Source organism: Pseudoalteromonas sp. 23_GOM-1509m, from assembly GCF_000518425.1.
GTDB classification, from domain to species: Bacteria; Pseudomonadota; Gammaproteobacteria; order Enterobacterales; family Alteromonadaceae; genus Pseudoalteromonas; species Pseudoalteromonas tetraodonis.
In genome coordinates this window covers 84,217-111,142 of record NZ_KI912436.1, presented here as the reverse complement: position 1 = coordinate 111,142, position 26,926 = coordinate 84,217, and the positions used below count along the sequence as shown (strand labels likewise).

Sequence of the window (26,926 nt, the reverse complement as noted above, 5' to 3'; positions counted from 1 at the left end):
AGTTATTTGACAAACTAATTATGGCTCTGGCTTTGAATTAAGCTAACCCACGAAAAGCGGAGGCTAACACCGTGTGGGAGTCATTATGTCTATGCATATAAGGATTCAGATGCGCACTTTCGGTGAAATAAATGGAGTTAGTCCAGGTGATATCTTTGATAATAGAGAGGCTTTGGCTAAAGCTAAAGTTCACCCTCCTTTAGTTGCAGGAATAAGTGGTGGTAAAAATGAAGGTGCTGACTCTATCGTACTTTCTGGAGCGGAACTAAAGCAGACGGAACTAAAGCAGACACCCATCTCAAATTTTGTACTTTTTATGGTTTCAAACTAGACTTTATTTAGTAGGAAATATAAGCAGAGTGTTCTATGGCAATTGCAAGAAAGCGTCAGGTTAGTTTGGCTGATACGCGATATTATCACTGTATTTCACGTTGTGTACGCCGAGCTTTTTTATGCGGAGAAGACCATTTTACAGGTCAGTCTTATGAGCACCGCAGAAGCTGGGTTGAAGATAGGTTACTTGCACTAGCGAAGGTATTTTGCAAGAAGAAGTAAAACATACGAACTAAAACAGACACCCATCTTTAATTTTGTACTTGCAATGGTTTCAAACTATGCTTTAGGCAGTATGAATAACTAGGCAGGGTGTTCCATGGCAATTGCAAGAAAGCGTCAGGTTAGTTTGGCTGATACGCGATATTATCACTGTATTTCACGCTGTGTACGTCGAGCTTTTTTATGCGGAGAAGACCATTTTACAGGTCAGTCTTATGAGCACCGCAGAAGCTGGGTTGAAGATAGGTTACTTGCACTAGCGAAGGTATTTTGCATAGATGTGTGTGCTTATGCTGTGATGAGTAATCACACTCATTTAGTACTGTATGTAGATGATAAAAAGGCTAATAGGCTAAATGACCAAGCCATTATTATTCGTTGGCATAAAGTGTGTAAAGGCACGTTATTAACGCAAAAATACCTGCAAGGTGAAAAACTCACTAAAGCAGAGCTTATCTTTTTCAATCAAACAGTAAAACAATACCGAGAGCGGCTATCTAGCATCAGTTGGTTTATGCGCTTGTTAAATGAAGATATTGCGCGCAAAGCGAATAAAGAAGACAACTGCACTGGTCGATTCTGGGAAGGGCGCTTTAAATCACAGGCCTTGCTAGATGAAGCCGCACTAGCTGCTTGCATGGCGTATGTAGATTTAAATCCAATTAGGGCAAAGATAGCCAGCACCCCCGAAGAATCAAATCATACCAGCGTGAAAAAGCGATTAGAAAGTGCAGCAACAGGCAAGCAGCCTAAAAGTTTATTACGTTTTGCAGGCTTACCACGCCAAATCATGCCAAAAGGCCTACCTTTTGAACTTAAATCCTACCTTGAACTCGTTGAATTAACAGGCCGTGTCATAAGAGAAGACAAGCGGGGGCAGATTGACAATACATACCTTCCTTTACTAGAGCGAGTCAATATTAGCCCTGAGAACTGGCTGAAATTGACGACACAATTTACGCGTGTGTTCCATGGTGCAGTCGGTAGACCTTCTTCACATGAAAGCTATTGTGAAAATTTAGGAAGAAAGCGGCGAGCAAACATGAGTAACTGCGAAAAATTACTCGCATAAAGCTTAATCAATCAAATACGTAAACTTACTGTATAGAGCAGGTATTTCCATGTCTGTCATTTAAGTTTTACAACGATATTTACTTATTTAAAGCTGAAACCAGCCTTTTAAAGTTGCAAGAAACTAAATGCAGAGCTTAATAGTGAATTTTGTGACACAGGTTCAATAGGTAGTTAAGATGGGTGTCATCATATGATATCAATCATATGATATCATTTGACAAACTAATTATGGCTCTGGCTTTGAATTAAGCTAACCCACGAAAAGCGGAGGCTAACACCGTGTGGGAGTTATTATGTCTAGCCGATCAGGAAGCTTGAGGAATTATTAAAGCATGTTCAATGAGCCCAACTTGCACTCTCGAAATTTAAAGTTCATATCAATGCTTTTTATTAGTTACTGGTTGCTTGGCCTTACCCCACAGGATGAAACAATTCGCCTTCTAGTAATCAATTATGAAATTTCTAATCCTTGTGCACTTAAGTGGATTTCTTATGCACTGCTGATCTATTTTGCTTGGCGGTTTTACATCAGTTCGAGAAAGAGGGTTCGGACTGGATATAGAAGAACTTTCAACTTTAACAACATTGATAGATCGGGGCGGCTATTCAGAAAATTAAAAGAAGATGCCGAAAGGGATTATTCCAAACGATACAAAGATGAATTTGAAAAATGGCGAACCGAGCAAGCTGAGAAGCACGATCTAAAAGAATATGAGAATAAAGAGTACTCTGTTAACCCTAATAAGCTAGTTTATGAAGAAGATTCTGTGGCTATGCACTATCAGGTACAGTACAAAGGCGGCAGGTTGCCGGGAAATGACTTTAAAAATGGAGCTGTGTCCTATCCTTGGTATCGTTGGCCCATTTTAAAAGTGGTTCGCTTCATTAAGTTCGTTGTCGGAACAGAGGATGCTCCTGATTTCTTGATCCCGTGGGTTTTGTTTGGCTTGGCGCTAGCGACTAGTGTCTTGAGTTACTATGGAGTGTCTGTGCATGATTTTGGCTAACAAGTGCAGGCACAGCGACGGCTTTTTCGCTGCGGCTTCGCCTTCGCTAAAAAGCCGCGCGTGCTGCAAGCGTTAAGTTTCCAAGGAGACCATGTACAAGTTATGCAGAAACCCACCTTAAATTTCTTACTTTCAATGGCTTCAAACTATGCCTTAAGAAGTATAAGTAATGAGCAGTGTGTGTCATGGCAATTGCAAGAAAGCGTCAAGTCAGTTGGCTGATACGCGATATTAACACTGTATTTCATGTTGTGCGCGCAGGGCTTTTTTTATTAAGACCTGTTATTAAAAACACCGTCTAATGTTAAACTAACTAAAATTTAGCAACCTAATTTGGCTATGTCTTTTTATCTTTCGTTACTTACCCCGCATTTTGAACGTATAGCTATTGGCGAAACCCTAACTTCACTTTGGAGCGGCTGCGGCCATATTGTGAAGTGCCAACTTGATGAGCAAGCCTGTGTAATTAAAGCGATTAAAGTACCCGATCACATTAATCATTCTAAAATTAAACAAAGTGCGTTTGCGCTTAATAGAAAACGTGACTCTTACCACGTTGAATATACGTTTTATCAGCAATTTAGCCATAAACTGCCCAAGCAAGCGGCAGCTATTGAATGCATAAAAGCAATCAACAAAGGTGATGAGTATGCCTTGGTGTTTAAAGACTTTTCAAAACAGGGATACACCCAAGCAACCACTGAGAATATAAAGGCGATATTAAAGTGGTTGGCACAGTTTCATGCCTTTCATTTAAATGCCTTTCATTTAAATACAAAGTTTGATGGCTTATGGCCGCAAGGAAGCTATTGGCATTTAAATACCCGGCCTGATGAATTTAATAACTTACCTAAAAAGTCCGATATTAAACAGGCAGCTACTCAATTAAATAACGCGTTAAAACAATGTGACTACCAAACGTTAATTCATGGTGATGCCAAGCTTGCTAATTTTGCCACTAATAGCCAAGGGCATATACTCGGTTATGACTTTCAATATGTGGGTACGGGTGTTGGGGTGGTAGATGTTATGTATTTTATGACCAGTTGTTTGGACGATTCTGAGCTTCACAAACACGCACAAACTTACCTCGATTATTATTTTAGCCAGTTTAAAAACGCACTCAGTCACTACCAACCAGCAGTGAATGCGGATGACGTTATTGCACAATGGGCTCATTTATGGCCGGTGGCGTGGGCAGACTTTTATCGGTTTTTACTTGGGTGGAGCCCCGAGCACAAAAAAATTAACGGCTACATGCAAGCCCAGGTAAATAATTGGTTAGCCAGTAACAACTCATAAACACAAAAAGTTGAACAGTTATGGCTAAATTAAATATTTTGGCACGAACTATGAAATCAGGGCTAAAATTAACAGTCAAACGGCCTGTTTTAATATAAAATACGTCAAATTTTTTATCACTAGGTTTATTACTATGGCTATTCACGTTATTTCTCACCCCCTTGTTCAACATAAGTTAGGTTTAATGCGCGCGCATGGAATTAGCACGAAAAGTTTTCGAGAGTTGTGTTCAGAAGTTGGCACATTATTAACTTACGAAGCCACTAAAAACCTAGAATTAGAAGATAACGAAATTACAGGTTGGGACGGTAATAAACTTAAAGTTGAGCATATTAAAGGTAAAAAAATTACCGTTGTGCCAATTTTACGCGCAGGCCTTGGGATGATGGACGGCGTAATGCAATTACTCCCAGCAGCTAAAGTGAGTGTAGTGGGGTTAGAGCGTAACGAAGAAACACTTGAGCCAGTGCCTTATTTTGAAAAGCTAGTAGGTAATATTGATGAGCGTTTGAGCTTAGTGATTGACCCTATGCTGGCTACTGGTGGCTCTATGATCGCCACCATCGATATGCTTAAAAAAGCGGGCTGTAAAGAAATTAAAGTTATTGTACTGGTTGCTGCGCCTGAAGGCGTTGAAAAAACATTAGCCGCTCACCCAGATGTAGAAATTTTTACTGCCTCAGTTGATAGCCACCTTAATGAAAAAGGCTATATTATCCCAGGATTAGGGGATGCAGGTGATAAAATTTTCGGTACGGTTTACTAGGGTTTAGCAGTGCAAAATAATTCTACGTTTTCAATAAAAACCATTTTAACGGGTGCCCAAATGCTATTTGTAGCGTTTGGTGCGCTGGTATTAGTGCCTATTTTAACGGGTCTCGATCCGAGTGTTGCGTTGTTTACCGCAGGTTTAGGTACTTTGTTGTTTCAATTTGTCACTAAAGGCCAAGTGCCTATCTTTTTAGCCTCGTCATTTGCGTTTATTGCACCCATTATTGCCTCAGTGCAAATGTGGGGCATACCCGCCACTATGGGCGGCTTAATGGCAGCGGGCTTTACTTATATGCTGTTGAGTTTATTGGTGAAGTTTAAAGGCACAAAAACCTTACATAAAATTTTGCCGCCAATTGTGGTCGGCCCAGTCATTATGGTGATTGGCCTAGCACTCGCGCCAGCTGCGGTTAATATGGCCATGGGTAAAAGTGGCGATGGTGGTACACAAATTATTGCCTACGACAGTGCCATTATTATCTCTATGTTCTCATTACTAGTAACTTTAGTGTTTGCCGTGTGGGGCAAAGGGGTATTTAAACTGATCCCTATTTTAGCCGGTGTTGTTGCCGGTTACACGCTTTCGTTATTTATGGGTGTAGTACAGTTTGAAACAGTCAGTAATGCACAGTGGTTGGCAGTGCCTAACTTTGTACTGCCAGAGTTTAAATGGCAAGCCATTTTGTTTATGGTGCCGGTGGCAATTGCGCCTGCTATTGAACACATTGGCGACATGATGGCAATTAGCCAAGTTACAAAAAAAGACTATTTGAAAAAGCCAGGGCTACATCGCACTTTATTTGGTGATGGGTTAGCCACGTCTGCTGCGTCATTATTTGGCGGCCCACCTAACACCACTTACTCAGAGGTAACTGGTGCGGTAATGCTAACTAAAAACTTTAACCCTAAAGTGATGATGTGGACTGCCATTATTGCAATTTGTTTAGCGTTTGTGGCTAAAATGGGCGCGGGCTTGCAAACCATTCCGGTCCCTGTAATGGGCGGCATAATGATTTTATTATTTGGCTCTATTGCCGTTATTGGCTTAAATACCTTAGTTAAATCGGGCGATGACTTAAGCGAACCACGCAATTTAAGTATTGTGGCGCTTATTTTAATTTGCGGTATTGGTGGTATGCACATTGGTAGCAGCCAGTTCAGCCTTGAAGGTGTGAGCTTATGCGCTGTTTTAGGCATAGTATTAAATTTAGTATTCCCAAAAGCACAGAGCAACGAGAATTAAATTTGCACTGTGGTTAAAAATATTGCACCAAAAAAGCGCATTTTAAATGCGCTTTTTTTTTAACCTACTAAAAAGTAACAATAAATAATATTGGTCTAGTAACTGCATTTCCTCATTCATACCCTATAGTTGAATCAGGGATTGTTATATTGGAGGCCAATAGTGTGGATATAAATGCTTTTTTAGTAAAACATCAATTGCCGTTGAAATATCAATATATTAGTGAGCAGTATTTTTCTGTGATTGCTCAGGATATTTTAACCAGCAAAAAAAATGCGCCTTTATTTGTTGCCATTAACGGCTGCCAAGGCTCAGGAAAAACCACGCTTGGTGACTATTTAGTGACTTGGTTTGAGCAAAACACCCACCTAAATTGTGTCGCACTCTCTATTGATGACTTTTATTTATCAACCCAAAAACGTCAGCAGCTAGCACAAGATGTGCATTGTTTATTTGCCACCCGTGGAGTTCCAGGCACACATGATGTTGCCCTTATGGATAAAACCATTAGTCGCTTGTTAAATAAAGAGGTTAATGTACCGCTGCCACGTTTTGACAAGCAACAAGATGAACCCGTAGCAAAAAATAAATGGTTAACCAATAGCCAGCCAGTCGATATTGTTATTTTAGAAGGGTGGTGTGTAGCCAGTGAGCCACAGCAGCCTTTTACCTTAATTGAGCCCATTAATGAGCTAGAAAAATCATACGATCAGCAAGGACTATGGCGCCGCTGTATTAATAGCTGTTTAGCTAATGAGTATAAAACCGTATTTAATAAAATTGACTACACAATTATGCTTAAAGCGCCGAGTTTTGATGATGTATTTGCATGGCGACAAGAGCAAGAGCACAAGCTAATCGCAAAACAAGGCCAAGGCGCAGGTACCATGACCGACGAGCAGCTGCTTTGGTTTATTTCTCACTTTGAGCGTATTACCCGAGAAAATTTAAATACCCTCAGTGCCAAAGCAAATGCATTAATAGAGCTTGATAGTCACCGTGATGTAGTCGCAATGCAGCTAACTAGCGACAATATTGGTCAGCCCATTATTTTTACCGATTTAGATGGTACGTTACTAAATCATAGAGACTACAGCACCGAAGCGGTCGACACTTTATTACAAGAGTTGCAATACAGCGGTGTGCCGGTGGTATTTAACACCAGTAAAACCTTTAGCGAAGTGGTGGCACTGCAACAAGCGCTCAATATTAAACAGCCTTTTATTGTTGAAAATGGCTCGGCTGTCTATATTCCTGAAAATTACTTTACCCTCAGACCCATTGGCTGCAGCGAATACCAAGGCTATTGGTGTTATTCATTTGCGGCGCCCATTAGCAATTTATGGGCTGATTTAACACATTTAAAAAAAGACTACAGCGACCAATATAGTTTATTCAGTGAGTTATCGTGTGAGCAGGTAATGCACATCACAGGGTTAAACGCGATACAGGCGGCGCAAGCACAGAATCGTCAATATTCAGATCCGCTCTGCTGGCATGGCGAAGAGCACAAACTCAACGAATTTATAAACGCAATAACAGTGTACGGCTACGACGTTAAAGTAGGCGGGCGCTTTATTCACATTGGTAAAAATACCGATAAAAGCATGGCGCAGCAATGGCTAGTGAAACAGTTTACTGCGCAGTTTACTAAGCCGCTAAGCATTATTGCGCTTGGGGATAGTGATAATGATAAGCAAATGCTCGAAGAGGCAGATATTGCCATTATTATTGCCAATCCAGAGAGCAAAAAGCCGGTTAAATTAACCCATAACAAAGCGCGTTATTCTCAGTTGCCAGCGCCGTTAGGCTGGGTAGAAGAAATCACTGCATTACCTTGTATTAACAGCATTTTACCCAATTTTGAGGAGTATAGTTTACATGGCTGATTTTTATCAAAATGGCATCATTACAACGTTACATAATATTGCCAACAGACCCGTAGACGATTTAGAAAAAGAGTTGCTGAGTTTTAGTAAGCAGCGACCCATGGGGCTTATTTTGCCCTCATTATTTAGTGAGTTAGAAGGCCCCGCGCTACAAAATATTGTTAAAGAGCTGCAAAAAGTACCTTATTTATCACAAATTACCATAGGCTTAGACAGAGCCGACGAAAGCCAATATCGTTATGCACTTAACTTTTTTAAAGCGCTTGATCAAAACCACAAAGTACTTTGGAACGACGGGCCACGCTTACAAGCGCTCGATAAAGAGCTTCAAGCCTTAGGTGTGGCGCCACGCGAGCTCGGTAAAGGGCGTAATGTGTGGTATTGCATGGGCTATAAATTAGCCACCGCTGAGGTAGAATCAATAGCCTTGCATGACTGTGATATTTTAACTTATGACCGAGGCTTATTAGCGCGGTTAATATACCCTGTGGCACACCCTCGATTTAACTATGAGTTTTGTAAAGGCTTTTACCCGCGTACCGCCAATGGAAAAATTAATGGCCGTGTCTCTCGGTTATTGGTTACTCCGTTATTGCGCTCGTTTAAAACCATTTTAGGCAGCCGTGATTACCTTGAGTACATGGACTCGTTTCGCTACCCATTAGCCGGTGAATTTTCGTTTAGACGCGATGTATTAAACGATATTCGTATACCTAGTGACTGGGGGTTAGAAATTGGCGTATTAAGTGAAATGTATCGTAATTATTCTCATAATCGATTATGCCAAGTTGATATTGCGGATAACTACGATCATAAACATCAGGCGTTATCGCTCGACGACCAAACCGCTGGCCTTTCTAAAATGTCGATTGATATCACCAAAGCACTATTTAGAAAGCTAGCAACGCAAGGGGTTACCTTTACCAGCGAAACTATTCGCTCATTAAAAGCCACATATTACCGTATTGGTTTAGATTTTATTGAAACCTATCATAATGATGCACTAATGAACGGTTTAACCCTTGATATTCACCAAGAAGAAAAAGCCGTTGAAATGTTTGCACAAAATATCATGAATGCCGGTCAGCACTTTTTAGAAAACCCAATGGAAGCACCCTTTGTGCCGAGTTGGAACCGTGTGGCCTCGGCAATGCCAGACGTACTTGAGCGTTTAAAAGAAGCCGTAGAGCTAGATAACGAGCAATACAGTTAACATCATTAAACGAGGCGCCTGTGAATATAGTTAAAGAACAGTTTTTTCAACGAGTTGAACAACATTTACATGCTATTTATCAAGATGTTGAATTACCGATAGCAGTAAGCGAATTGACTGAAGAATTGATCACCTTAATTTTAGGTGATAACCCACTTCGCGATCCCACGCCACACACCAATCGCTGGGATGAACAAGATGTTGTGCTAATTGCCTATGGCGATTCGATTATAAACCATGAAGACAGTGAGTTAGCAGTTGGAACTCCCCTAGAGGCGCCGTTAAAAACCTTGCATCGCTTTATAAAAGAGCAGTGCGATCACCAGCTTAATGCACTGCATATTTTACCTTTTTATCCGTACAGCTCAGATGAAGGATTTGCGGTAATGAACTATGCGCAAGTTAATGAAGCGCTTGGTGACTGGCAAGACATAAATGCGATTGCCAACGATGTAAAGTTAATGGCGGATTTAGTCATTAATCATTGCTCTAGTCGAAGTATTTGGTTTGAAAACTTTTTAACCGATACACACCCAGGTAAAGACTACTTTAAAACAGCCAGTTTAACTGACGATTTAAGCCAAGTTGTTCGTCCTCGTACATCGCCCCTATTAAATACGGTAACAACAACCAGTGGTGAAAAGCATGTATGGTGCACATTTAGTCATGATCAAGTGGATTTTGATTTTGAAAACCCCGAGGTGTTAAAAGAGTTTGTTGGCATTATTCGTCATTATTTAGACAACGGAATTCGCTTATTTCGCCTTGATGCTGTGGCCTTTTTATGGAAACAACTCAATACCAGTTGCATAAACTTACCGCAAACCCACGAAGTAGTGCGTTTACTACGAACGCTGATTGAGCATGCCGAGCCAAGTGTAGTGATTATCACCGAGACGAATATTCCCAATCAGGAGAACTTGTCTTACTTTGGTAATGCCAACGAAGCCCATGCAATTTACAACTTTGCCTTGCCGCCGTTGTTATTGCACACTTTACTTAGTGGCGATAGTACGGCGCTTAAGCATTGGATGATGAGTATGCCGCCAGCACAAAACGGCACTGCGTATTTTAATTTTATTGCTTCTCACGATGGAATTGGTTTAAGGCCAATTGAAGGCTTGCTGCAACCCAGTGAGGTTGCTTCATTAGTCAGTACCACCATGCAGTTTGGTGGGCGCGTTTCAATGCGTACTAGTCACGATGGCACACATACCCCGTATGAGCTAAATATTGCCTTATTTGATGCCTTACAAGGGACGCATAATGGCGCGGATAAATTTGGCCTTGAGCGCTTTTTATGTGCTCACGCCATTATGTTTGCAATGGAAGGAATACCGGGGCTATACATACATAGTTTACTTGGCACAACTAATGACTATGAGCGCTTTGAAAATTCGCAGCACAATCGCGCAATTAATCGTCATCGCTGGCAAGAGTCAAAATTATTAGCGGCTATTGAAGAAAAATACAGCCACCATCACCAGGTGTTCAAGGGAATAAAACAGTTATTATCAGTGCGTAAAAGGCAAGCGGCATTTCATCCTAATGCAACACAGTTCACTTTGCATTTAGGAGAGGGGTTATTTGGTTTTTGGCGACAAAGCATTGACCGCCAGCAAAGTATTTTTTGTATTTATAATATCAGCAGTCAGCCACAAAGCTTAACCTTGGCCGATTTGAACTTAATAAATACACAGCAATGGCATGAGCTGCTCTCTAAAACAGTGCTGGATGAAGAGCTTAAAACTATGCAATTAGCACCGTATCAAACACTCTGGTTATCTAATAGAGCATAAATAACGACGTTTAAAGTAATCAATGTAACTGTAAAGGGGCTTTACAGTTACATTACTCAAGCGCGAGTAGTAAGTTTTCTATAGTAAATTCAACTTTGTCTGGGCGGGTTTTACTAAACTGCGAAAAGTCTATTTCGGCTAGGTTATTCGCATTAATTGCATTATATAAAGGCTTATTTGTATCGTTGAGTGGCTGAAAAATATCATTAGTGCTGTGAAAAAGTGGCCAACGCTTTAAATCAGTATGGTTATCAAATAAGTTTATAATTGCATTAGCCCCTAATAAAACATGACCCCCTATCGATATATCAAGCGCGTATGCGTTATTAGGCGCAGAATCCCAGTTAATCCCACCCACAATAACCTGCGATTGTTTGTTTAGTTGGGTTAATGCTCTTTTAGCACCAAACGCAATGGCATCATTAGCGCACCAAATAATGTTAATTTCAGGCGCAAGTTGCATATAGGCCATGGTTTTTATATAGCCTTCTTGCTCAGACCAATTTGCAACCTCTTTAGCGGTTAAGGTTACTTTGGGTGTTTGCGCTAAAAAATCCATTAACCCTTGGGTACGTAAAGTGGAAGCAGGAGTTGTGTAGTCCCCTAGTAAAGCTAATGTATGAGCTGGCGTTTTTGTTTTATTGGTAAACTTTTTATAAAGCTGCTGCATCAATGATTTACCTGCAACACGATTATTTGGGGTAATACTGCCGACCACATTGACGCCATTTTTTTGCAATTGCTCGAGAGACGCAGGGGAAGGGCGATTTAATAAAAAATAAATGGGAACCTTGTTACTGTCTATTTTAGATAGGTATTGGCTGGTGACATTTTTTTCGTTTACCAATAACAGGTAATCAGGCTTATCGTTAATGGCCTGCTGGATCAGCTCTTTCATTAAAATATGATTTCGATTGGCGTATTTTATAGTTAATGTCACATCTAAATCTGTGGCAGCATTTTGCATAATTTTAGAAACATGAAACCAAAAATCACCGGTTTTATTGCTATTAGCTTCAGTTGAATTTGAAAAGCCAGGATTGATGAATATGATCTCTAAGGCATTAATACTGTAACTACTGAATAGCAGGTAGGAAAAAGTTATCAGTCGGTGTAATTTCAACAAAGGCATATGTTTCTCTATAGATTTTATAAAGCTCGATTTTTACCTTGCTAACTAGCTCCGTGGTGACATCTAAGCGTTATGCTATATAATACCCCAGTAAGTTTAGCATGTATGCAGCAATTAATTTTTTTAGGATTTATGAATGAAAGCAGTTTTATTGTTAATAGTATTACTCTTTAGTCAAACAGTTGCCGCTAATGACGTAAGTGATTTAGAAAAGACCATGAAAAATATTGGGCTGGCTTATAAACAAAGTGTTGAAGCAACCCAGCTGCAAGAATTTAATGGTGCTATCGATCAATTTATTGGATTGATAGAGCAAGGTAAGAAAGCCAAATTTTATAAAGAAGCTGAGAAGTCGGTGCAAGGGCTCGATAAAGTACTTGTTCAAGCCCAGTTGGCAAAAAAAGTAGCGAATGAGCAGGGACTCGAAGCTGCAAAAAAACCACTTAAAGCCATCGATAATTTACGCAAAAAATATCATAAATTACATGAGCCTCCTGGCTTTTTTGAATTACTGTTTGGAAAATAAGGATTAGCAATGGAAATTTCAGTTTCAATGTTAGACGGTCAAAAGTTGAGTGCTAAGTTTGGTGAGCATGAAGTGATAAGCGATCAAAGCATCAATGCCGGTGGTGATGCTGAGCATCCAGAACCATTTGACTATTTTTTGGTTAGCATGGTTTTGTGCGCTGGTTTTTATGCGCGTAAATTTTGTCAGCAAAGAGAGATCTCAACAGACGGGATGACGCTGACACAAAATAACGAGAATGTGGATGAAAACGGTAAAAAACGTTTTTCTATTGAAATTGGGTTGCCTGAAGGTTTCCCCGATAAATATAAAAAAGCACTTATTGCTGCTGTAAATACATGTACCGTGAAAAAGGTTATTCAGGCAGTGCCTGAGTTTTCTGTTGATGTAAAGTAAATACCCTTTAACAATAATGCCGAGTAATAAACTCGGCATTATTATTTTATCTCACTATTTTTTCTTCATACCCTGTACGGCCTTAAATCTTGGGTTATCTTTACATATCACGAACACGCGCCCTTTACGTTTTACAATTTGACAACCAGGTCGTTGCTTTGCACTGTTTAATGAACTTAATACTTTCATTTGCTTTCCTTTTTAGCTGTAGAGAGGTTTTTAAAGCGACGATTAAATTGCGCAACGCGGCCATCAGTAGCAAGCGTTTTTTGTTTGCCTGTATAAAATGGGTGTGAGTCAGATGAAACATCAATAGGTACATAGGGATATGTATTACCGTCTATTTCGATAGTGCGATTGGTTTTAATGGTTGAACCAATAATAAAGTAAGAATCAGCTGCAGTATCATGAAAAGCAACCACATGGTAATCAGGGTGAATATTGGGCTTCATAAAATGCCTTTAATGTTATGTGATAGTATATCATTTAATTTAACGCATTTATTTTCCCTTTGCAAATCATTTTAAATAGCCTGACCTTTGGTTAAATAGTCTTTAACGCACCGTAATTGCTGCGTATTTGCGCAATCTAGTCAAAAAATAAGCACTTAGATCAAAAGTACTGGCTATTAGTATTTAGGCTGCTATAACTAGTTTCAGCAAAAAAAATAATAAAAATTTAATCACGTAGAATAGAGGTAGTTTATGAGTGACGCTCAAACGAAACAGGACCAAATCGACCAAGGAGTTATGGACACTCTTAGGGAGCGCGATCATAGTGTATTAGCAAAACAAGTTGACTCACTCGCATGTTCTCATAACGATATCATTGAATTGCTTGCCCATTATTTAGCATTAAGCGAACAAGAAGATGATGAGTTATTTGATGACTGGTTTGACTCTCTTTCAAAAGAACAACACACCGTGCTAAAAGTATTTGAAGTATATCGTGGGCAGTACGAGCACCAAAACTAACTGTTTGTATTAGGCATATTAATTAGTCATTATGCTAACACTGGTTATACGATTGTAATTTAATGTTAAAAAGGCATTGTTTTTATAGATAAGCGAAATAATTAATTACACTTATTCAATACAATAGTATGTACTTTGGCCCTTGATTATTTTTCAACTAACTAATTGATGTTTAAAGCTTTATAATAAGTTAAACTACATTTAGTGTTAAAATAGTAGTTTCGGCTCGTAGTTGAACTACCATTAATAAGTTGAAATAAGAAAGGGATAATTCAGCATGCAACATTTAAATGAAATACTCAGCAGAAACAACGTCAAAATAATTGGCAAGGGTGATAAAACCTTAGTGTTGGCTCACGGATTTGGTTGCGACCAAAACATGTGGCGATTTATTATTCCTGCCCTTGAACAACATTTTACTTTAGTGCTGTTTGATTATGTAGGCTCAGGTAACTCTGATGTGTCTAAATATAATAAACAGCGCTACTCAACCCTTGATGGGTATGCCAAAGACGTACTAGAAATATGTGCCGCACTTGAACTTACCGATATTACATTTATAGGCCACTCGGTTAGTGGCACCATTGGCGCACTTGCTGCCATTGAGCAACCAGAGCTATTTTCTAAGCTGGTTATGGTGTGCCCCTCACCGTGCTTTTTAAATTTACCCCCTGATTATTTTGGTGGATTTGAAAAACAAGACCTTCACGAATTACTAAACCTAATGGATAAAAATTACATTGGTTGGGCAAATTATTTAGCGCCTCTAGTAATGGGCAACTCTCATCCAGATGAATTTATAGCGGAACTATCGGGAAGTTTTTGCTCAACCGATCCCCTTATTGCAAAAACCTTTGCAGAAGCCACGTTTTTATCCGACTACCGTTTTATACTTGAACATATAAAACAGCCTACTTTAATTTTACAAAGTGAAAATGATGCTTTAGCCGCGCCTTCTGTTGGGGAGTTTGTAGCGAATGAAATTTCAAATGCAACACTTAAGCTTATTAGTGCGCATGGCCACTGTATTCATATGACGCACCCAGAAACAGTCAGCCGTTTAATTTTTGATTTTGTGAGTTAGCCACATGTCACTTGATAAAGTAGATGAAAAGCTTGCTGATTATTCCGCAGATCACTTTTTAAATGGTGCATTAGTGACAAATGCAGATAACATTATTGTTTATGCAAATACTTATTTTCAAAAGGAATTACAGTGGAATACTAATGAGCTTATTGGCAAGTCGGTTGATAAAATTATAACTAAATCATCAAAAATATTTTTACAAAGTTATGTGCTTCCTACCTTACTGCATGAAAAAGCGTGTCAAGAAATGCAGTTAATTATGCTCAGCGCCCAAGGCGAGCGTATGGCGGTTACCGTTAATGCTCAGCTTGATGAAAAGGGCTATATATACTGGAGCTTTTTTAACGCTACTCAGCGAGATAAACTTTACGACGAGCTGATCAAAACACGGGAAAAGTTAGAAGCGCAAACTGAACGCTTACAATCTTTAGCGTCTACCGATGAGTTAACCAACTTATTAAATAGAAGAGAGATGAATTACCGCAGCGTGCTGTTACTCGAACAGGCTATGCGATCAAAGCAGTCGGTTGCATTATTAATTATCGATATTGATAATTTTAAAGTCGTTAATGATACCTTTGGGCATTTAGAAGGGGATCGAGTTTTAAAAGAGTTGGGGCAACGTCTTAAACATTTTGGTCGACAAACCGACCTTATTTCTCGTTACGGCGGTGAAGAGTTTTTAATTATGGTGCCAGATACAAATAAAGCAGATACTTTGTTATTTTGCCAAAGGCTGCATTTATTAATTGCTGAAATTAAAGTAGGTAATCGCCCAGTAACCGCCAGTATTGGGGCAAGTTTGAGTACTGCGAAAACGACGTTTACTGATTTATTTGCCCAAGCCGATAATGCGGTATATAAAGCCAAAGAGCGCGGAAAGAACAGAACCCAGCTATACGATGAACCCTAACTAAATAGGGGTAAACTCAACAGGGTATTTAGTTGAGTTTACCCAAAAGACGGCAGCTACGGTTGGTATTATTGCTCTACACAATTGTTTTTTGCTAATGGCGATGCCAATACGGTATCGGGGTGCCAAATTCGATCCCATATTTTAGGTAGGTTGTTTAAGTTGGGTCTTTGACTTATTTTTTCAAAATTACCGACACTGATTGCTGAGCCATCTTTCTGACCGACAACAAAATTAAACACATAGGCACACTCCATCCCCATGCGTAAATCAGAGAGAATAACTTTGTCTTGCTGCTCGCGAACGGAATAAAACCCTTTTGTAAACCACTGCAAGCGTTTAACACCCCATTCATTTTTAATCTCGTTTAGTAAAGAAGGGGTTGTTTGGTATGCATTTAAGGTAACCTCGTTGGGTGTATCAAACACCGATGCATAGCCTTCATAATATTTCCCATCCGACATCACAACCACTCGCCAAAGTAAAGTAGTAAACGGTGCTGGAGTGCTAATGTATTCATTGACTGTGATGTCTCTGTTTTGCAGCGCAGTGTTGACTTTATCGTCAATAACAACTTTAAGAATAAGCGAACAACATAAATAGAGAGTACTTACTGTGAGCGTAATTGCGTTAATTTTGTAGGCGGTTGGGGCGGTTATTTTTGGTATTAAAGTGCCTATAACCCCTACTAATAGCGGTAACGTGTAGAGGGGATCAATAATAAACATATTTGAAATTGCAAACGGATGCTCTGTAAGTGGCCACATTAATTGCGTACCGTACACAGTAAGTGCATCCAATAGTGCATGGGTTGATAAACACAAAAACACTAACCAAAACCAACGTGTTTTATACGCTTGCATGCCAGTGTGTATTTTTAAAATTAGCCAAACAATCAAAGGGCTAATTAACAAGTGCACAAAAAATGAATGACTAAAGCCACGGTGATAAGTAAATGCTTCAACACTGCCGCCATAGGGTAAAAACACATCTAAATCGGGTAAAGTGCCCAAAATAGCGCCCCATAACACCGCTTTGCGGCCCACTTTGTTACCTAATACTGCGTACCCTACAGCGCTACCTAACGCAACTTGTGTTAAAGAATCCATACTACCTCATCTAAATAATGCAACTTCAATGTATATACTGATACTGATCTTAAAACCGTCATTATTATATTTTATTTCATTAAGTGGCTTTAAACTGATTTAAAAAGCGATTTATAAACTCAATCGCGGTTGTATAAAATCTAAAAAAGCAACAATACGTGAAGAAACCGCCCCATTTTTGTAATAAACGCCATAAATAGATTCTCGATTATTTGGGCTACTCACGCTGTGGGGTAAAACTTCTATTAATCGTTTTTTGGCTAAATCTTCTGCAATCATAAATTGTGAGAGAAGTGCTATGCCTTGATCAGCAATACATAAATGCCTAATGGTTTCGCCGCTGCTAGCCCTTAAATCAAAGTGCAGCGATTGCTCATGCTTCAAGGGCCATTGATTAAGAGTATTGGGTTCACTGAAACCAATTAGGTTATGGTTTTTAAGATCTGAAACTTGCTGTAACGGTGGCGCATTTTTTAAATAATCAGTGCTTGCGACCAATTTTAATTTACTTTGGCCTAATTTTCTCGCATGCAGGTTTGAATCTTTTAAGTCTCCAATGCGAATAGCTAAATCTGTTTTGCGCTCAAGTAAATCAATAATATTGTCGTGTGAGGTAATATCGAGCGTGATTTGCGGGTATTGCTTTTTAAACTCATTAACTAGTGGCGCTAGTTGATGCAAAACAAAAGGGCTTGCTGCATCTATACGCAAGTGCCCGCTAGGTGCTTGCTTTAGTAGCTTTATTGTTTCTTCCCCTAAGAGCAGCGTGTTTAAAGCCTTTCGCGCATATTCTATGTATATATGCCCTTCCTCGGTCAGTTCTAAGCGCCGAGTTGTTCTGTTTAGTAATGTGCAGTTTAGCCTACTTTCGAGGCGAGATAGCGCTCTTGAAACCTTAGCTACATTTAAATCGAGTAAACTAGCCGCACCGGAAAAACTGCCACAATCAACAATGGTAATAAACATTTCTAGATCTGCAGTTTTAGCTTGAACAGGCATAAATTCACTCATTTATATTTGCAAAATAAACAAAAGTATTTTGCCATTTATGCTATTTATTGCAAAGGAGTTTTTGCTCACACTATGCATCTATTTTAAAAATGAGGATGTATTTATGCCATTGGCTTTATGGGCGCTTACCTTAAGCGCATTTGCAATTGGAACAACAGAGTTTGTTATAGTGGGTTTAGTGCCAACTATTGCAAACGATTTAGGCGTGAGCTTACCATCAGCAGGCTTACTAGTGAGCTTATATGCGGTTGGTGTAGCTATTGGCGCACCCGTTCTCACTGCATTAACGGGTCGCTGGAACCGAAAAGTGGTACTTATAAGTCTTATGGGCTTATTTGTTATGGGTAACTTATTAGCTTGGCAAGCTCCTAGCTACGAAACGTTAATAATAGCACGCATTTTAACTGGACTTGCTCACGGTGTATTTTTCTCTATTGGCTCAATGATAGCGACAAGCTTAGTAAGTAAAGATAAAGAGGCTAGCGCCATTGCAATTATGTTTACCGGCCTTACGGTAGCGCTAGTAACGGGTGTGCCATTAGGTACTTGGATAGGGCAGCACTTTGGTTGGCGCGCTACATTTTTAGTGGTGTCATCACTTGGTATTATCGCTTTAATTGGAAGTGCTGTATTAGTACCTAAAAATTTAAAGCAATCAGTACCGGCAACCTTTAAAGAGCAACTTCAAGTTGTTACTAAACCTAGATTACTGCTTGTGTATTTAATGACAATTTTAGGCTATGGCGGCACGTTTACTGCGTTTACTTACTTGGCCCCCATTTTAGAGCAGCAGACTGGATTTGCATCTTCAACAATTGGCATAATTATACTGGTATATGGTGTCTCAGTGGCTGTTGGTAATATATGGGGTGGAAAATTAGCTGACAAGCGAGGCCCGATCAGTGCGCTGAGCATTATTTTTAGTGCACTTACTGTAATTCTACTGATATTTACTTTTACCATGGAGTCAAAGGTTGCTGCCGTATTAACCATATTAGTTTGGGGGGCATTTGCATTTGGTAATGTACCTGGTTTGCAGCTTTATGTTGTTAAGCAAGCTCAGCAACATACTCCTAACGCAGTCGATGTTGCATCTGGATTAAATATAGCAGCATTTAATATTGGCATAGCATTGGGTTCTATTACGGGGGGGCTTGTAGTAGAGCACATGGAACTAAAAGATACCGCATGGATTGGCGCCGTTGTTTCATTGCTGGCTTTAATAGTCACCCGGTACAGTGGCAGGCTAGATAAACAAAATGTTCAGGCTAAATAAAGCGAAACTTATGTAGGTTAGTCTTGAAATAAAAATGAATGACCTCAGTATTTTCATGAGGTCAAAATTTTAAATCAAAAAGTAATCGGTGTATTTAGTAAACGCGACGTTTGAATTTTAAACCAATTATTTAATAAGGATAAAGCTATGACACAACGTGTAATTGAAATGCCAGACTTAGGTATGGGTACTTTTCGTTTAGAAGGTAAAACTGCTTATGAATCTGTAAAAATGGCGTTAGAAGTAGGATTTCGTCATATTGATACCGCGCAAATTTATGGTAACGAAGAGCAAGTTGGCCAAGCTATTAAAGACAGTAATATCCCCAGAGATGAGTTATTTATTACCACCAAAGTATGGAACAATAAACTCAATAAAAACGACTTTATCGCAAGTGTAGAAAAGTCATTAGAAAAGTTACAAGTTGACTCGGTTGATTTATTGCTAGTTCACTGGCCTGCACCATCAAACAATGAGCCTATGAGCGAATACCTGACTGAGCTACTAAAAGCTAAAAAGTTAGGGTTAACCAAACATATAGGCGTATCAAACTTCACTATTGCGAACTTAAAAGAAGCGATGCAAACGTTAGACTCGCGTGAAATATTTACTAACCAAGTAGAAGTGCATCCCTATTTAACCAATACCAAACTGCGCGCCTTTTGTGCTCAGCATGACATACATGTAACAGCCTATATGCCGTTTGTGGTTGGTAAAGTGTTAAACGATCAAACCATTATAGATATTGCCAATAAACACGATGCAACGCCAGCGCAAGTGGTTATTGCATGGGAAAATGCGAACGGCATGACCACAATTCCATCATCGACTAAGCGTAAAAACTTAGAAGATAACTTTAACGACAAGGTAAAACTTGATGATGAAGATATAGCGCGAATTGATGGCCTTGATTGCAACGACCGCCAAGCAACGCCAGACTTTGCACCGCAGTGGGATCAATAACCAAAAAGCCAGAACCAAAACAGGTGCAGTTGAGCTGCACCTTTATTTTTGAAACAAGGAACACCCATGTTAACGGTAATTGCTACACTATCGAGTGAAAATAGCGATGCAGATCGCCTTTTAACCGAGCTCGAAAACTTACAACAGTCCTCGCGCCAAGAAGTAGGCTGCCTGCGTTACGAGCTATCAGTTAAAAACGATGCTGAGCAAACTAGCTATTTAGTGAGTGAGCAATGGGCGTCTAATGAGCATTTTGAAGCCCATAAAAACGCACCCCACTTTAAAGCCTTTGGTGATGCAGTAGGCGAACTTATTACCTCTACCAATATTGATGTGTATAAAACCATTGGTTAAATGACACTCAGTTAATACCAAAGCAGGAGCTGTAACTTACAGCTCCATTTTTGAAATATCATCTCCAAATACCGCTCAAATATCATCCTTTTCAGCTACCTCTTAAATCCAAAGCTGTTTCATAATAAAAACGATTTCATAATAGCCATTTTTAATAAGACACTGCTGTTTGCATCGATAGCAGTGGTTTGCCTAATATTACTGAACACACCCTTTGGGTGTAATTTTGCATAGTCATAAACAGGTTTGGAGATAACTAATTGTTTACAAATATTTTTTGATGGTTAATATAAATACAAAGGAATATAGACATTTGACGGTTTATAAACCGACAAATTAAGTAGATTAGATTGTTAAGTGGCTGTGTTTCGTATCAAGGAGAGATAATGAGTAAACATCAAATAGTAGTTTTAGCAAATTCTCTAAAACATCATCAGCACTGTGTCGCAGGAAAGCTGACTGATAGTTCTAAATGGGTGCGTCCAGTTTCCAATGTAGCGGGTGCGGAACTGTCACATGAGCAAGCAAAGTGCCAGAATCCACATGGAAGATTTTTTGTAAAACCATTACAGAAAGTGACTATTGGATTAGAGTGTCATGCACCACTTATAAATCAGCCTGAAAATTATTTAATAGATGACTCTATTTGGCAACAAAACTATAAAATAGACAAGTCAGAAGTGCTTCGCTATCTTGATTCCCCCGATGATCTTTGGGGAGTAGGAGATAGGGTTGACTATAAAATGGTTCAGTATGGGGAAATTAAGATTGATCAGTCTCTCTACCTAATTGAAGTTAGCGATTTAAACTTATATCTAAATAATTATAATAAGAGGCGTGCTAGTTTTATCTACAGCGGGAATCAATATGACTTAGCTGTAACAGATCCAAACTTCGACGCTTTGATACAAGACTCAAGTGCATTGCAAAACATATTATGTATTAGTCTTGGGGAGGAGTATGAAGGTAGCTGTTACAAGTTGGTGGCAACAGTATTTTAGAGAGGTTGTAAATGGACATATATACAATTGGTTTTACTAAAAAGAATGCTGAGATTTTTTTTGGTTTTATAAAAGAATCAAATATAAATACTTTGCTAGATGTAAGGCTTAACAATGTTTCTCAATTAGCTGGTTTTGCAAAAAGAGACGATCTAAAGTTTTTCCTCAAAGAACTTTGCGGAACTGAATATGTGCATACTCCAGAGTTAGCCCCCACCAAGGATATGTTGAGTGCTTACAAAAAAGGTGAAATGAGTTGGGAGGTTTACCAAGATAAATTTCTTAATCTCATGTCGCAGAGAAATATTGAGCGTTCGGTAAAACCTGCTCTACTTGATCACGGTTGTTTACTGTGTAGTGAGCATGAGCCGCATTTTTGTCATAGAAGGCTGGTTGTTGAGTATTTAAACAAAAGCTCTGACTTAGATTTAAAGGTGAAACATTTATACTAATGAATAAAATACTGGTACTTTATCCACCACAGTTTAATTGCTACTCGAAGTTTTCAAGAAAAGTTACGAATATAATCTCGAGTCTTGGCGATGCTATACTGGTGTATCCATCTGATCCAAACGGTTTAATTGCAAAGCTTTGTGTTGAGTACTCAGAAAAAATGTCAATTAAAGAGCTTGCTAACTGGATTCCTAATGATATAACCCACGCCATTATTTTCGATGATGGCGAGGAGTTTAAAGAAGAAACTGCGACACTTGAGCTGAGTGGAAAGCCTATGAGGGTAATTAAAGTTTTGATAACGAGAGTTATAAATATTAAAGCTGAACCTAAATACAAATCAGAGAAAAGCACTCCTAGTTATGAGTACATAGGCAGAGGGTCTTATTGGGGAAACCCATACTCGATATATGAAGAAGGTAATGATCGCGAAGAAGTCATAAGAAAATATAAATATGATTTCGATTTTGAAAAATTTCTAAACATAGATAAAGATGAAGTTTACAAATTAGCAGGGAAACGGTTAGGCTGCTTTTGTAAACCACAAACTTGTCACGGTGATGTACTGGCTGATTTTTTAAATTCATGGGATGACGGTAAGTAAGCACGTAATAAAGCGCTGCAGTGGAAAATTTATCCGTTATAGCTCCTTAATTTTCATAGAACGCGGCTTTATTTTTAAACAGAACAAAAATTAAAACACATTAACAACATTAACAAGACACCCATATTTAATTTTTAGAAAAGAAGCAGAGCGATAAAATGATAACTATTTTTAAATCTCTAAATAAGACTGAAAAAGTAGAGTATTATTTTGCAATTATGCTAGAAGATATGGAGCGTCCGTTTATTTTAGGTGCGCAAAGTGTTGATCCTAAGCTGCCTTCAATTGCTCAGTGGAGCGCATCTTCAAGATTTGGACTTGATAATCTTGATACCATTGAAGGGAAACTATGGAAAGATTGGCGTTCCTCTTTAGAAATGCTTGGTGCCTCATGGGTAATACCAATTATTGAAGAGTCAGTAATAAAAGATGATGTATCTCATGCGGTTAATGAAATCATATCTAAATCGTAAATCTGCAATTAACAAGGCGTAGTTGTCGGACTGTTTGTCTCGTTGCACTAAAAATAAGCCGCAAAGCACAGTGTTGGCATTGTTTAATAAAACCAACAATCCATACATAGCTAAACTCCTCAGCCAAATACGACCCTTTACTTAATTGATAAATCGTATTTTAAAATAAGAGCATCAATATAGCGGCTACGTAATGTGAGTTGCTTTTCGTGATCGGCGCCATGGCTAAGGGCTTTATTTAGAAGCTTCATAGCAGGGTGAATGCGGATGCGTTCATCCTTATCTAAACTGGCTTTGCTGCGCAGTTCGGTTATATCGTCTACTAATAATCTGCCAATATCCACAGCCACAATTTCATCAATTAAGCCATTTTGGGTAAGTACCCCATATTTGCTGCATAAAAATTGTTGCCACACTTGCTGTAAATGTTCTTCTATTTCACAGCCAAACAATTCTTCGTTAAATATAAAGCCTTGCTGTGCAAGCTTTGCCAAACATTGGGTATAGTTCTGGGCAAACAGATTAAAAGCTTGGTTAGATGACTCAATTTTTTGTTTAACTAATCCTTGCCCCCAATTTACACAGCCTCGGGGGTAATAATCGTCGTATTCTTCACATTCATACAACCCTGAATAAGAGCTGCAGCTCATTTGATTTTTAATGCAATAACTGGGTTTAGGGAAAATGCTCTGTGCTTGCCAATTTTCAAGAGTTTCAGTGTCTATGTTGAGTGCTTGGCATAACTCATCAGTGTGATAAAAGTGAGTGCTTAAATAGTCAGATAAACGCATAGTGGCTCGCTTAATAGTAAAAAACAAAATACTGTTTATTTATACAGTTATTTATTTTGTATCATCAAACTCAATAACACAAGCCATTTTATAATTAAATACTGGCTATCACTGCAAATAGCGCGGTAAATATGGTACAAATAGAGCAAGTATTAATAACAATGATTTTTTTATGCGCACCCTAGAACAAATTAAACAAGCAAGCCTTATTACTGCAATTAAAACACCTTACTTAGCCAACGGTGAGATCGATCTTGCAAAGTATGATGAACTCGTTGAAATACAAATTGCAGCGGGTGTTGACGGCATAGTTGTTGGTGGCACCACCGGTGAAGGCCAGTTAATGAACTGGGAAGAGCATTTAATGCTAATTGCGCACAGTGCCAATAAATTTGGTGAGCAATTACTGATTATAGGTAACACCGGTAGTAACAATACGCGCGAAGCAATTAAAGCAACAAAATATGGTTTTGCCAGCGGCATGCATGCCTCATTGCAAATTAACCCTTACTACGGGCGCACCTCTATTGCGGGTGTTAAAGAGCACTTTAAACGTGTGCTTGATATTGGTCCGGCGTTTATTTACAACGTAGCAGGGCGCACAGGGCAAGACCTCACCCCAGATATTATTGAACCACTGGCACAGCATGAGCATTTTATTGGTGTTAAAGAATGTGGTGGCAATGAGCGTATAGCGCACTATGAACAACAAGGTATTGCGTGTTGGTCTGGTAATGATGATGAAGCACACGATGCACGCCATATCCATAAAGCACATGGTGTTATTTCAGTTACGTCTAACCTGATCCCAGGTTTGTTCCGTCAATTAATGGATAGTAAAAATGATGCGCTTAATAACTCATTACAACCATTAATGAACTGGCTGTTTTGCGAGCCAAACCCAATTGCCATTAACACCGCGATGATCATGACAGGTGCGGTTAACCCCGTTTTTAGAATGCCTTACGTGCCGCTCAACGATGAGCAACAGCAACAAGGTGAAACGCTAATTAATCAGCTTAATGAGCAAGATTTTGTCGGTAGTCGAGCGCAGTGTGTGGATATTAGTAAGGTTTTGATTTTATCTTAAACTGTTAGACTATTTATTAAATACTAAATTTTCAAAGCAGCCTACTGTAAACACAGAGGCTGCCTTTTTATATCACTGCCAATAGTAGTTGAGTTTAAGCTGCCACATAGCTGAATTAGCGTGAGTGACCGCTAATCTAATATCAATATCTTGGCTTAAAGGCACTGCCATTTCTAGTTTGGTTTGCGCAGGGTTTTTGGCATTTAAGAATGACTTTTCGTAGGATGCTTTAAGTTTAATACCTGAGTCAGTACCAGTAATAATCCCCACTTCTACCGACGAATCATAAAAGTGGCTGTTTTTAGCTAAATCACCTAAATAACCATTAATTAAGCTATAGGCTAAGGTGTTGTTGCTAAATTGCCAAGCTTGTCCGGCTCCCCCCATAACAAAGCTACGTTTACAGGTTCTGCACAGTGCTGGTTGTCTGTCGAATCCAACATTAATTTTCCACGACCACTTAGATTCATTAGCCCAAGATAATTGGTTTGGATTGAATGACTCCAAATCTAATAAATGAACTTTGTTTATGTAAGTTTCGCCATCAGTAAACATCAGCTCGGTATCTAACATTTCTAAATTAGAAAATGGAATGCGGGCAATATCAGAGGCAAGGGTATCAAAATAACTCAACCTGAAACCCAAAGTGTATTGTGTTTGCTCAGCCGTGTGCACCGCAGAAACTGAGCTATTAGAGGGCTTTTGCCCTTGATGTGGTGGCTGTTGGGTAGATTGAAATTTTATTTTGTTTTCGCCCATTGGCAGCTTTAAGCGCGCTTTAATAAGTGCATTTTTTAACTCACTTATTTTTACTGGGGTTTGCTTTTGAATTTGTTTTACTTGTACGAGTTCAAATAAAGCCCCAATAATGGCTTTTTGAGACTGCACTGGCAAAGCTAAAAAAGATTTGCTTTTAAGTACTGCTGATTCAGCAAAGATTTGTTTAGCAAAGCTGAGCTCTTTTTCACTTAAAGATTGAACGTGCTTGGCAAATACAGTGTCGCGCGAGGGGGTAAATGTGATCTTTTTAACCGCCGATTGGCCTTGGTAAGTGGCCGTGTTTAATCTTGAAAAAATAGTGGCTGGTATTACCCAAGGAGCGCCTTCGCTGGTTAGTTGATCGCCAATAACAAGTTCAATAATTTGCGCAAGATGAAATGCACAGTTTTCATCGGCAAAGTAATAATCAAATTCAGTGCCTAAAATTTCCCATAAGTGATTAGCAATAAAAACCACATCGCGCTCGTTTAGATTGAGGGTATATTCCCATAAATCTCTTAATTCTATTTCACCATAGTTGTGCTGGTGGCGATAAAACAATTGATCTGAAAAACCGGCTTTATAACCACCAAACAAGCCCTTGAGAATATACACCAAGCCGTTTTCATTATCTGGAACGTGTGCGCCATAGTTAATACTGTAATCTAATAATTTGTTTTTTGATTCGGTCGAGCGATTAAGTTTAAGTAATAAATGACCATATAACGATGCGGGATTACTCATATAACCAGATGCAAATACTAAACTAACAGAGTGAATTGCTTGTTGCTCTCGCCATTGCTTTAATTTTGGGCACTCTGCAGCTGGCATTGAAAAGGTTAAACCTTGCTCTTTGAGCCATTGGTAACGAGCAGGGTAGCGACATGGCATTGAGGGCAGGTTATTAAAAGCATGGATTGTTGCTTTTAATTCGGCAACCGGATCATTACGTCCGTTATCTGCGATAAAAAAGGATGCGTTAGTAATATAACTAATAGTAGTTGGTTGATTTTTGTAATGCCCTAATTTCAACCATATTGGATGCTTAGCTAAAACAGAGATAGATTGCGTGGCAGAACTTGAGAAAGAGGTGAATAAAAAAAAGCTAATTAAATAAAATAGAGGTTTCATTGTTTAACCAAAAAAAAGGGCTGTCAAGCC

At 39.1% G+C, this 26,926-nt stretch carries 29 protein-coding genes and 1 pseudogene; 23 read left to right on the top strand and 7 right to left on the bottom strand.

Annotation, left to right across the window (positions count from 1 at the left end; genetic code table 11):
- The first annotated feature begins 85 nt into the window (after window positions 1-85).
- The 10 genes and pseudogenes from N523_RS0118825 to N523_RS0118780 all read left to right on the top strand — a co-directional run bounded on the left by N523_RS0118825 (window position 86) and on the right by N523_RS0118780 (window position 10,853).
- A complete protein-coding gene (locus N523_RS0118825; RefSeq protein ID WP_197019883.1) occupies window positions 86-331 on the top strand; it encodes a YDG/SRA domain-containing protein in 246 nt (81 codons plus the stop codon).
- A 35-nt stretch (window positions 332-366) separates the two neighbouring features.
- Window positions 367-543, top strand: a pseudogene (locus N523_RS19445) (Mobile element protein); the annotation flags it as partial.
- Between the two features lie 109 nt (window positions 544-652).
- A complete protein-coding gene (locus N523_RS0118820; RefSeq protein WP_028834746.1) occupies window positions 653-1,627 on the top strand; it encodes a hypothetical protein in 975 nt (324 codons plus the stop codon).
- A gap of 334 nt (window positions 1,628-1,961) precedes the next feature.
- A complete protein-coding gene (locus tag N523_RS0118815; protein WP_028834747.1) occupies window positions 1,962-2,636 on the top strand; it encodes a hypothetical protein in 675 nt (224 codons plus the stop codon).
- Window positions 2,637-2,975: 339 nt separating this feature from the next.
- Window positions 2,976-3,938, top strand: a complete 963-nt coding sequence (locus N523_RS0118805; protein WP_028834748.1) for an oxidoreductase family protein — start codon at window positions 2,976-2,978, stop codon at window positions 3,936-3,938.
- 133 nt (window positions 3,939-4,071) lie between these two features.
- Window positions 4,072-4,704: a uracil phosphoribosyltransferase gene (gene upp / locus N523_RS0118800; protein ID WP_008115315.1), complete on the top strand. Its 633-nt coding sequence runs from the start codon at window positions 4,072-4,074 to the stop codon at window positions 4,702-4,704.
- A gap of 9 nt (window positions 4,705-4,713) precedes the next feature.
- Window positions 4,714-5,952, top strand: coding sequence for a uracil-xanthine permease family protein (locus N523_RS0118795; RefSeq protein WP_028834749.1), 1,239 nt, complete (start codon window positions 4,714-4,716; stop codon window positions 5,950-5,952).
- Between the two features lie 146 nt (window positions 5,953-6,098).
- Window positions 6,099-7,841 (top strand): HAD-IIB family hydrolase, encoded by a 1,743-nt coding sequence (locus N523_RS0118790; RefSeq protein WP_028834750.1) that lies wholly within the window; start codon window positions 6,099-6,101, stop codon window positions 7,839-7,841.
- On the top strand, window positions 7,834-9,054 hold the full coding sequence (locus N523_RS0118785) for a glycosyl transferase (RefSeq protein ID WP_028834751.1): 1,221 nt from the start codon (window positions 7,834-7,836) through the stop codon (window positions 9,052-9,054). Before N523_RS0118790 ends, N523_RS0118785 begins: the two co-directional genes overlap by 8 nt.
- A gap of 20 nt (window positions 9,055-9,074) precedes the next feature.
- The gene (locus tag N523_RS0118780) at window positions 9,075-10,853 is read left to right on the top strand and encodes a sugar phosphorylase (protein ID WP_028834752.1); all 1,779 of its coding nucleotides are present in this window, start codon (window positions 9,075-9,077) and stop codon (window positions 10,851-10,853) included.
- 52 nt (window positions 10,854-10,905) lie between these two features.
- On the opposite strand, the gene N523_RS0118775 is transcribed toward N523_RS0118780, so the two are convergent.
- Window positions 10,906-11,985 carry an ABC transporter substrate-binding protein gene (locus tag N523_RS0118775; RefSeq protein WP_028834753.1) on the bottom strand — a complete coding sequence of 360 codons (1,080 nt, stop codon included), beginning with the start codon at window positions 11,983-11,985 and terminating at the stop codon, window positions 10,906-10,908.
- A gap of 136 nt (window positions 11,986-12,121) precedes the next feature.
- Between N523_RS0118775 and N523_RS0118770 the strand changes: the two genes are divergently transcribed.
- Entirely contained in the window at window positions 12,122-12,511 is a 390-nt protein-coding gene (locus tag N523_RS0118770; RefSeq protein ID WP_028834754.1) for a cytochrome b562, read from the top strand.
- A gap of 9 nt (window positions 12,512-12,520) precedes the next feature.
- Window positions 12,521-12,907, top strand: coding sequence for an OsmC family protein (locus N523_RS0118765; protein ID WP_028834755.1), 387 nt, complete (start codon window positions 12,521-12,523; stop codon window positions 12,905-12,907).
- Between the two features lie 54 nt (window positions 12,908-12,961).
- Here the strand turns inward: N523_RS0118765 and ykgO are convergent, their stop codons facing one another.
- A complete protein-coding gene (gene ykgO / locus N523_RS0118760) occupies window positions 12,962-13,096 on the bottom strand; it encodes a type B 50S ribosomal protein L36 (RefSeq protein ID WP_028834756.1) in 135 nt (44 codons plus the stop codon).
- Window positions 13,093-13,359, bottom strand: coding sequence for a type B 50S ribosomal protein L31 (locus N523_RS0118755; RefSeq protein WP_028834757.1), 267 nt, complete (start codon window positions 13,357-13,359; stop codon window positions 13,093-13,095). Before N523_RS0118755 ends, ykgO begins: the two co-directional genes overlap by 4 nt.
- Window positions 13,360-13,611: 252 nt before the next feature.
- Here N523_RS0118755 and N523_RS0118750 point away from each other — a divergent pair, with 252 nt between their 5' ends.
- From N523_RS0118750 to N523_RS0118740, 3 genes are all read left to right on the top strand, one after another.
- The gene (locus N523_RS0118750) at window positions 13,612-13,881 is read left to right on the top strand and encodes a hypothetical protein (RefSeq protein ID WP_013463206.1); all 270 of its coding nucleotides are present in this window, start codon (window positions 13,612-13,614) and stop codon (window positions 13,879-13,881) included.
- A 277-nt stretch (window positions 13,882-14,158) separates the two neighbouring features.
- On the top strand, window positions 14,159-14,965 hold the full coding sequence (locus N523_RS0118745; RefSeq protein WP_028834758.1) for an alpha/beta fold hydrolase: 807 nt from the start codon (window positions 14,159-14,161) through the stop codon (window positions 14,963-14,965).
- A gap of 4 nt (window positions 14,966-14,969) precedes the next feature.
- On the top strand, window positions 14,970-15,881 hold the full coding sequence (locus N523_RS0118740) for a sensor domain-containing diguanylate cyclase (protein WP_028834759.1): 912 nt from the start codon (window positions 14,970-14,972) through the stop codon (window positions 15,879-15,881).
- 68 nt (window positions 15,882-15,949) lie between these two features.
- On the opposite strand, the gene N523_RS0118735 is transcribed toward N523_RS0118740, so the two are convergent.
- Window positions 15,950-16,990 (bottom strand): metal-dependent hydrolase, encoded by a 1,041-nt coding sequence (locus N523_RS0118735; RefSeq protein WP_008115296.1) that lies wholly within the window; start codon window positions 16,988-16,990, stop codon window positions 15,950-15,952.
- A 111-nt stretch (window positions 16,991-17,101) separates the two neighbouring features.
- Window positions 17,102-17,989, bottom strand: coding sequence for a LysR family transcriptional regulator (locus tag N523_RS0118730; protein WP_028834760.1), 888 nt, complete (start codon window positions 17,987-17,989; stop codon window positions 17,102-17,104).
- Window positions 17,990-18,104: 115 nt separating this feature from the next.
- Here N523_RS0118730 and N523_RS0118725 point away from each other — a divergent pair, with 115 nt between their 5' ends.
- From N523_RS0118725 to N523_RS0118695, 7 genes are all read left to right on the top strand, one after another.
- Window positions 18,105-19,277, top strand: a complete 1,173-nt coding sequence (locus N523_RS0118725) for an MFS transporter (RefSeq protein ID WP_028834761.1) — start codon at window positions 18,105-18,107, stop codon at window positions 19,275-19,277.
- Between the two features lie 147 nt (window positions 19,278-19,424).
- The gene (gene dkgB / locus N523_RS0118720; protein ID WP_013463211.1) at window positions 19,425-20,240 is read left to right on the top strand and encodes a 2,5-didehydrogluconate reductase DkgB; all 816 of its coding nucleotides are present in this window, start codon (window positions 19,425-19,427) and stop codon (window positions 20,238-20,240) included.
- A gap of 66 nt (window positions 20,241-20,306) precedes the next feature.
- Window positions 20,307-20,594, top strand: a complete 288-nt coding sequence (locus N523_RS0118715) for a putative quinol monooxygenase (protein WP_028834762.1) — start codon at window positions 20,307-20,309, stop codon at window positions 20,592-20,594.
- Between the two features lie 386 nt (window positions 20,595-20,980).
- Window positions 20,981-21,595 carry a dual OB domain-containing protein gene (locus N523_RS19590; protein ID WP_028834763.1) on the top strand — a complete coding sequence of 205 codons (615 nt, stop codon included), beginning with the start codon at window positions 20,981-20,983 and terminating at the stop codon, window positions 21,593-21,595.
- Between the two features lie 11 nt (window positions 21,596-21,606).
- Window positions 21,607-22,047, top strand: coding sequence for a DUF488 domain-containing protein (locus N523_RS0118705; RefSeq protein WP_028834764.1), 441 nt, complete (start codon window positions 21,607-21,609; stop codon window positions 22,045-22,047).
- On the top strand, window positions 22,047-22,652 hold the full coding sequence (locus N523_RS0118700) for a DUF4326 domain-containing protein (protein WP_028834765.1): 606 nt from the start codon (window positions 22,047-22,049) through the stop codon (window positions 22,650-22,652). Before N523_RS0118705 ends, N523_RS0118700 begins: the two co-directional genes overlap by 1 nt.
- A 218-nt stretch (window positions 22,653-22,870) precedes the next feature.
- On the top strand, window positions 22,871-23,125 hold the full coding sequence (locus N523_RS0118695; protein WP_028834766.1) for a hypothetical protein: 255 nt from the start codon (window positions 22,871-22,873) through the stop codon (window positions 23,123-23,125).
- Window positions 23,126-23,262: 137 nt separating this feature from the next.
- Here N523_RS0118695 and N523_RS0118690 read toward each other — a convergent pair whose 3' ends face one another.
- Complete coding sequence (locus N523_RS0118690) at window positions 23,263-23,916, bottom strand: DUF6058 family natural product biosynthesis protein (RefSeq protein WP_028834767.1); 654 nt, start codon at window positions 23,914-23,916, stop codon at window positions 23,263-23,265.
- Window positions 23,917-24,088: 172 nt separating this feature from the next.
- On the opposite strand from N523_RS0118690, the gene dapA reads away from it, so the two are divergent.
- Entirely contained in the window at window positions 24,089-25,006 is a 918-nt protein-coding gene (gene dapA / locus N523_RS0118685) for a 4-hydroxy-tetrahydrodipicolinate synthase (protein ID WP_028834768.1), read from the top strand.
- A gap of 72 nt (window positions 25,007-25,078) precedes the next feature.
- Here dapA and N523_RS0118680 read toward each other — a convergent pair whose 3' ends face one another.
- The gene (locus N523_RS0118680; protein WP_028834769.1) at window positions 25,079-26,896 is read right to left on the bottom strand and encodes an Lnb N-terminal periplasmic domain-containing protein; all 1,818 of its coding nucleotides are present in this window, start codon (window positions 26,894-26,896) and stop codon (window positions 25,079-25,081) included.
- Between the last annotated feature and the right edge of the window lie 30 nt (window positions 26,897-26,926).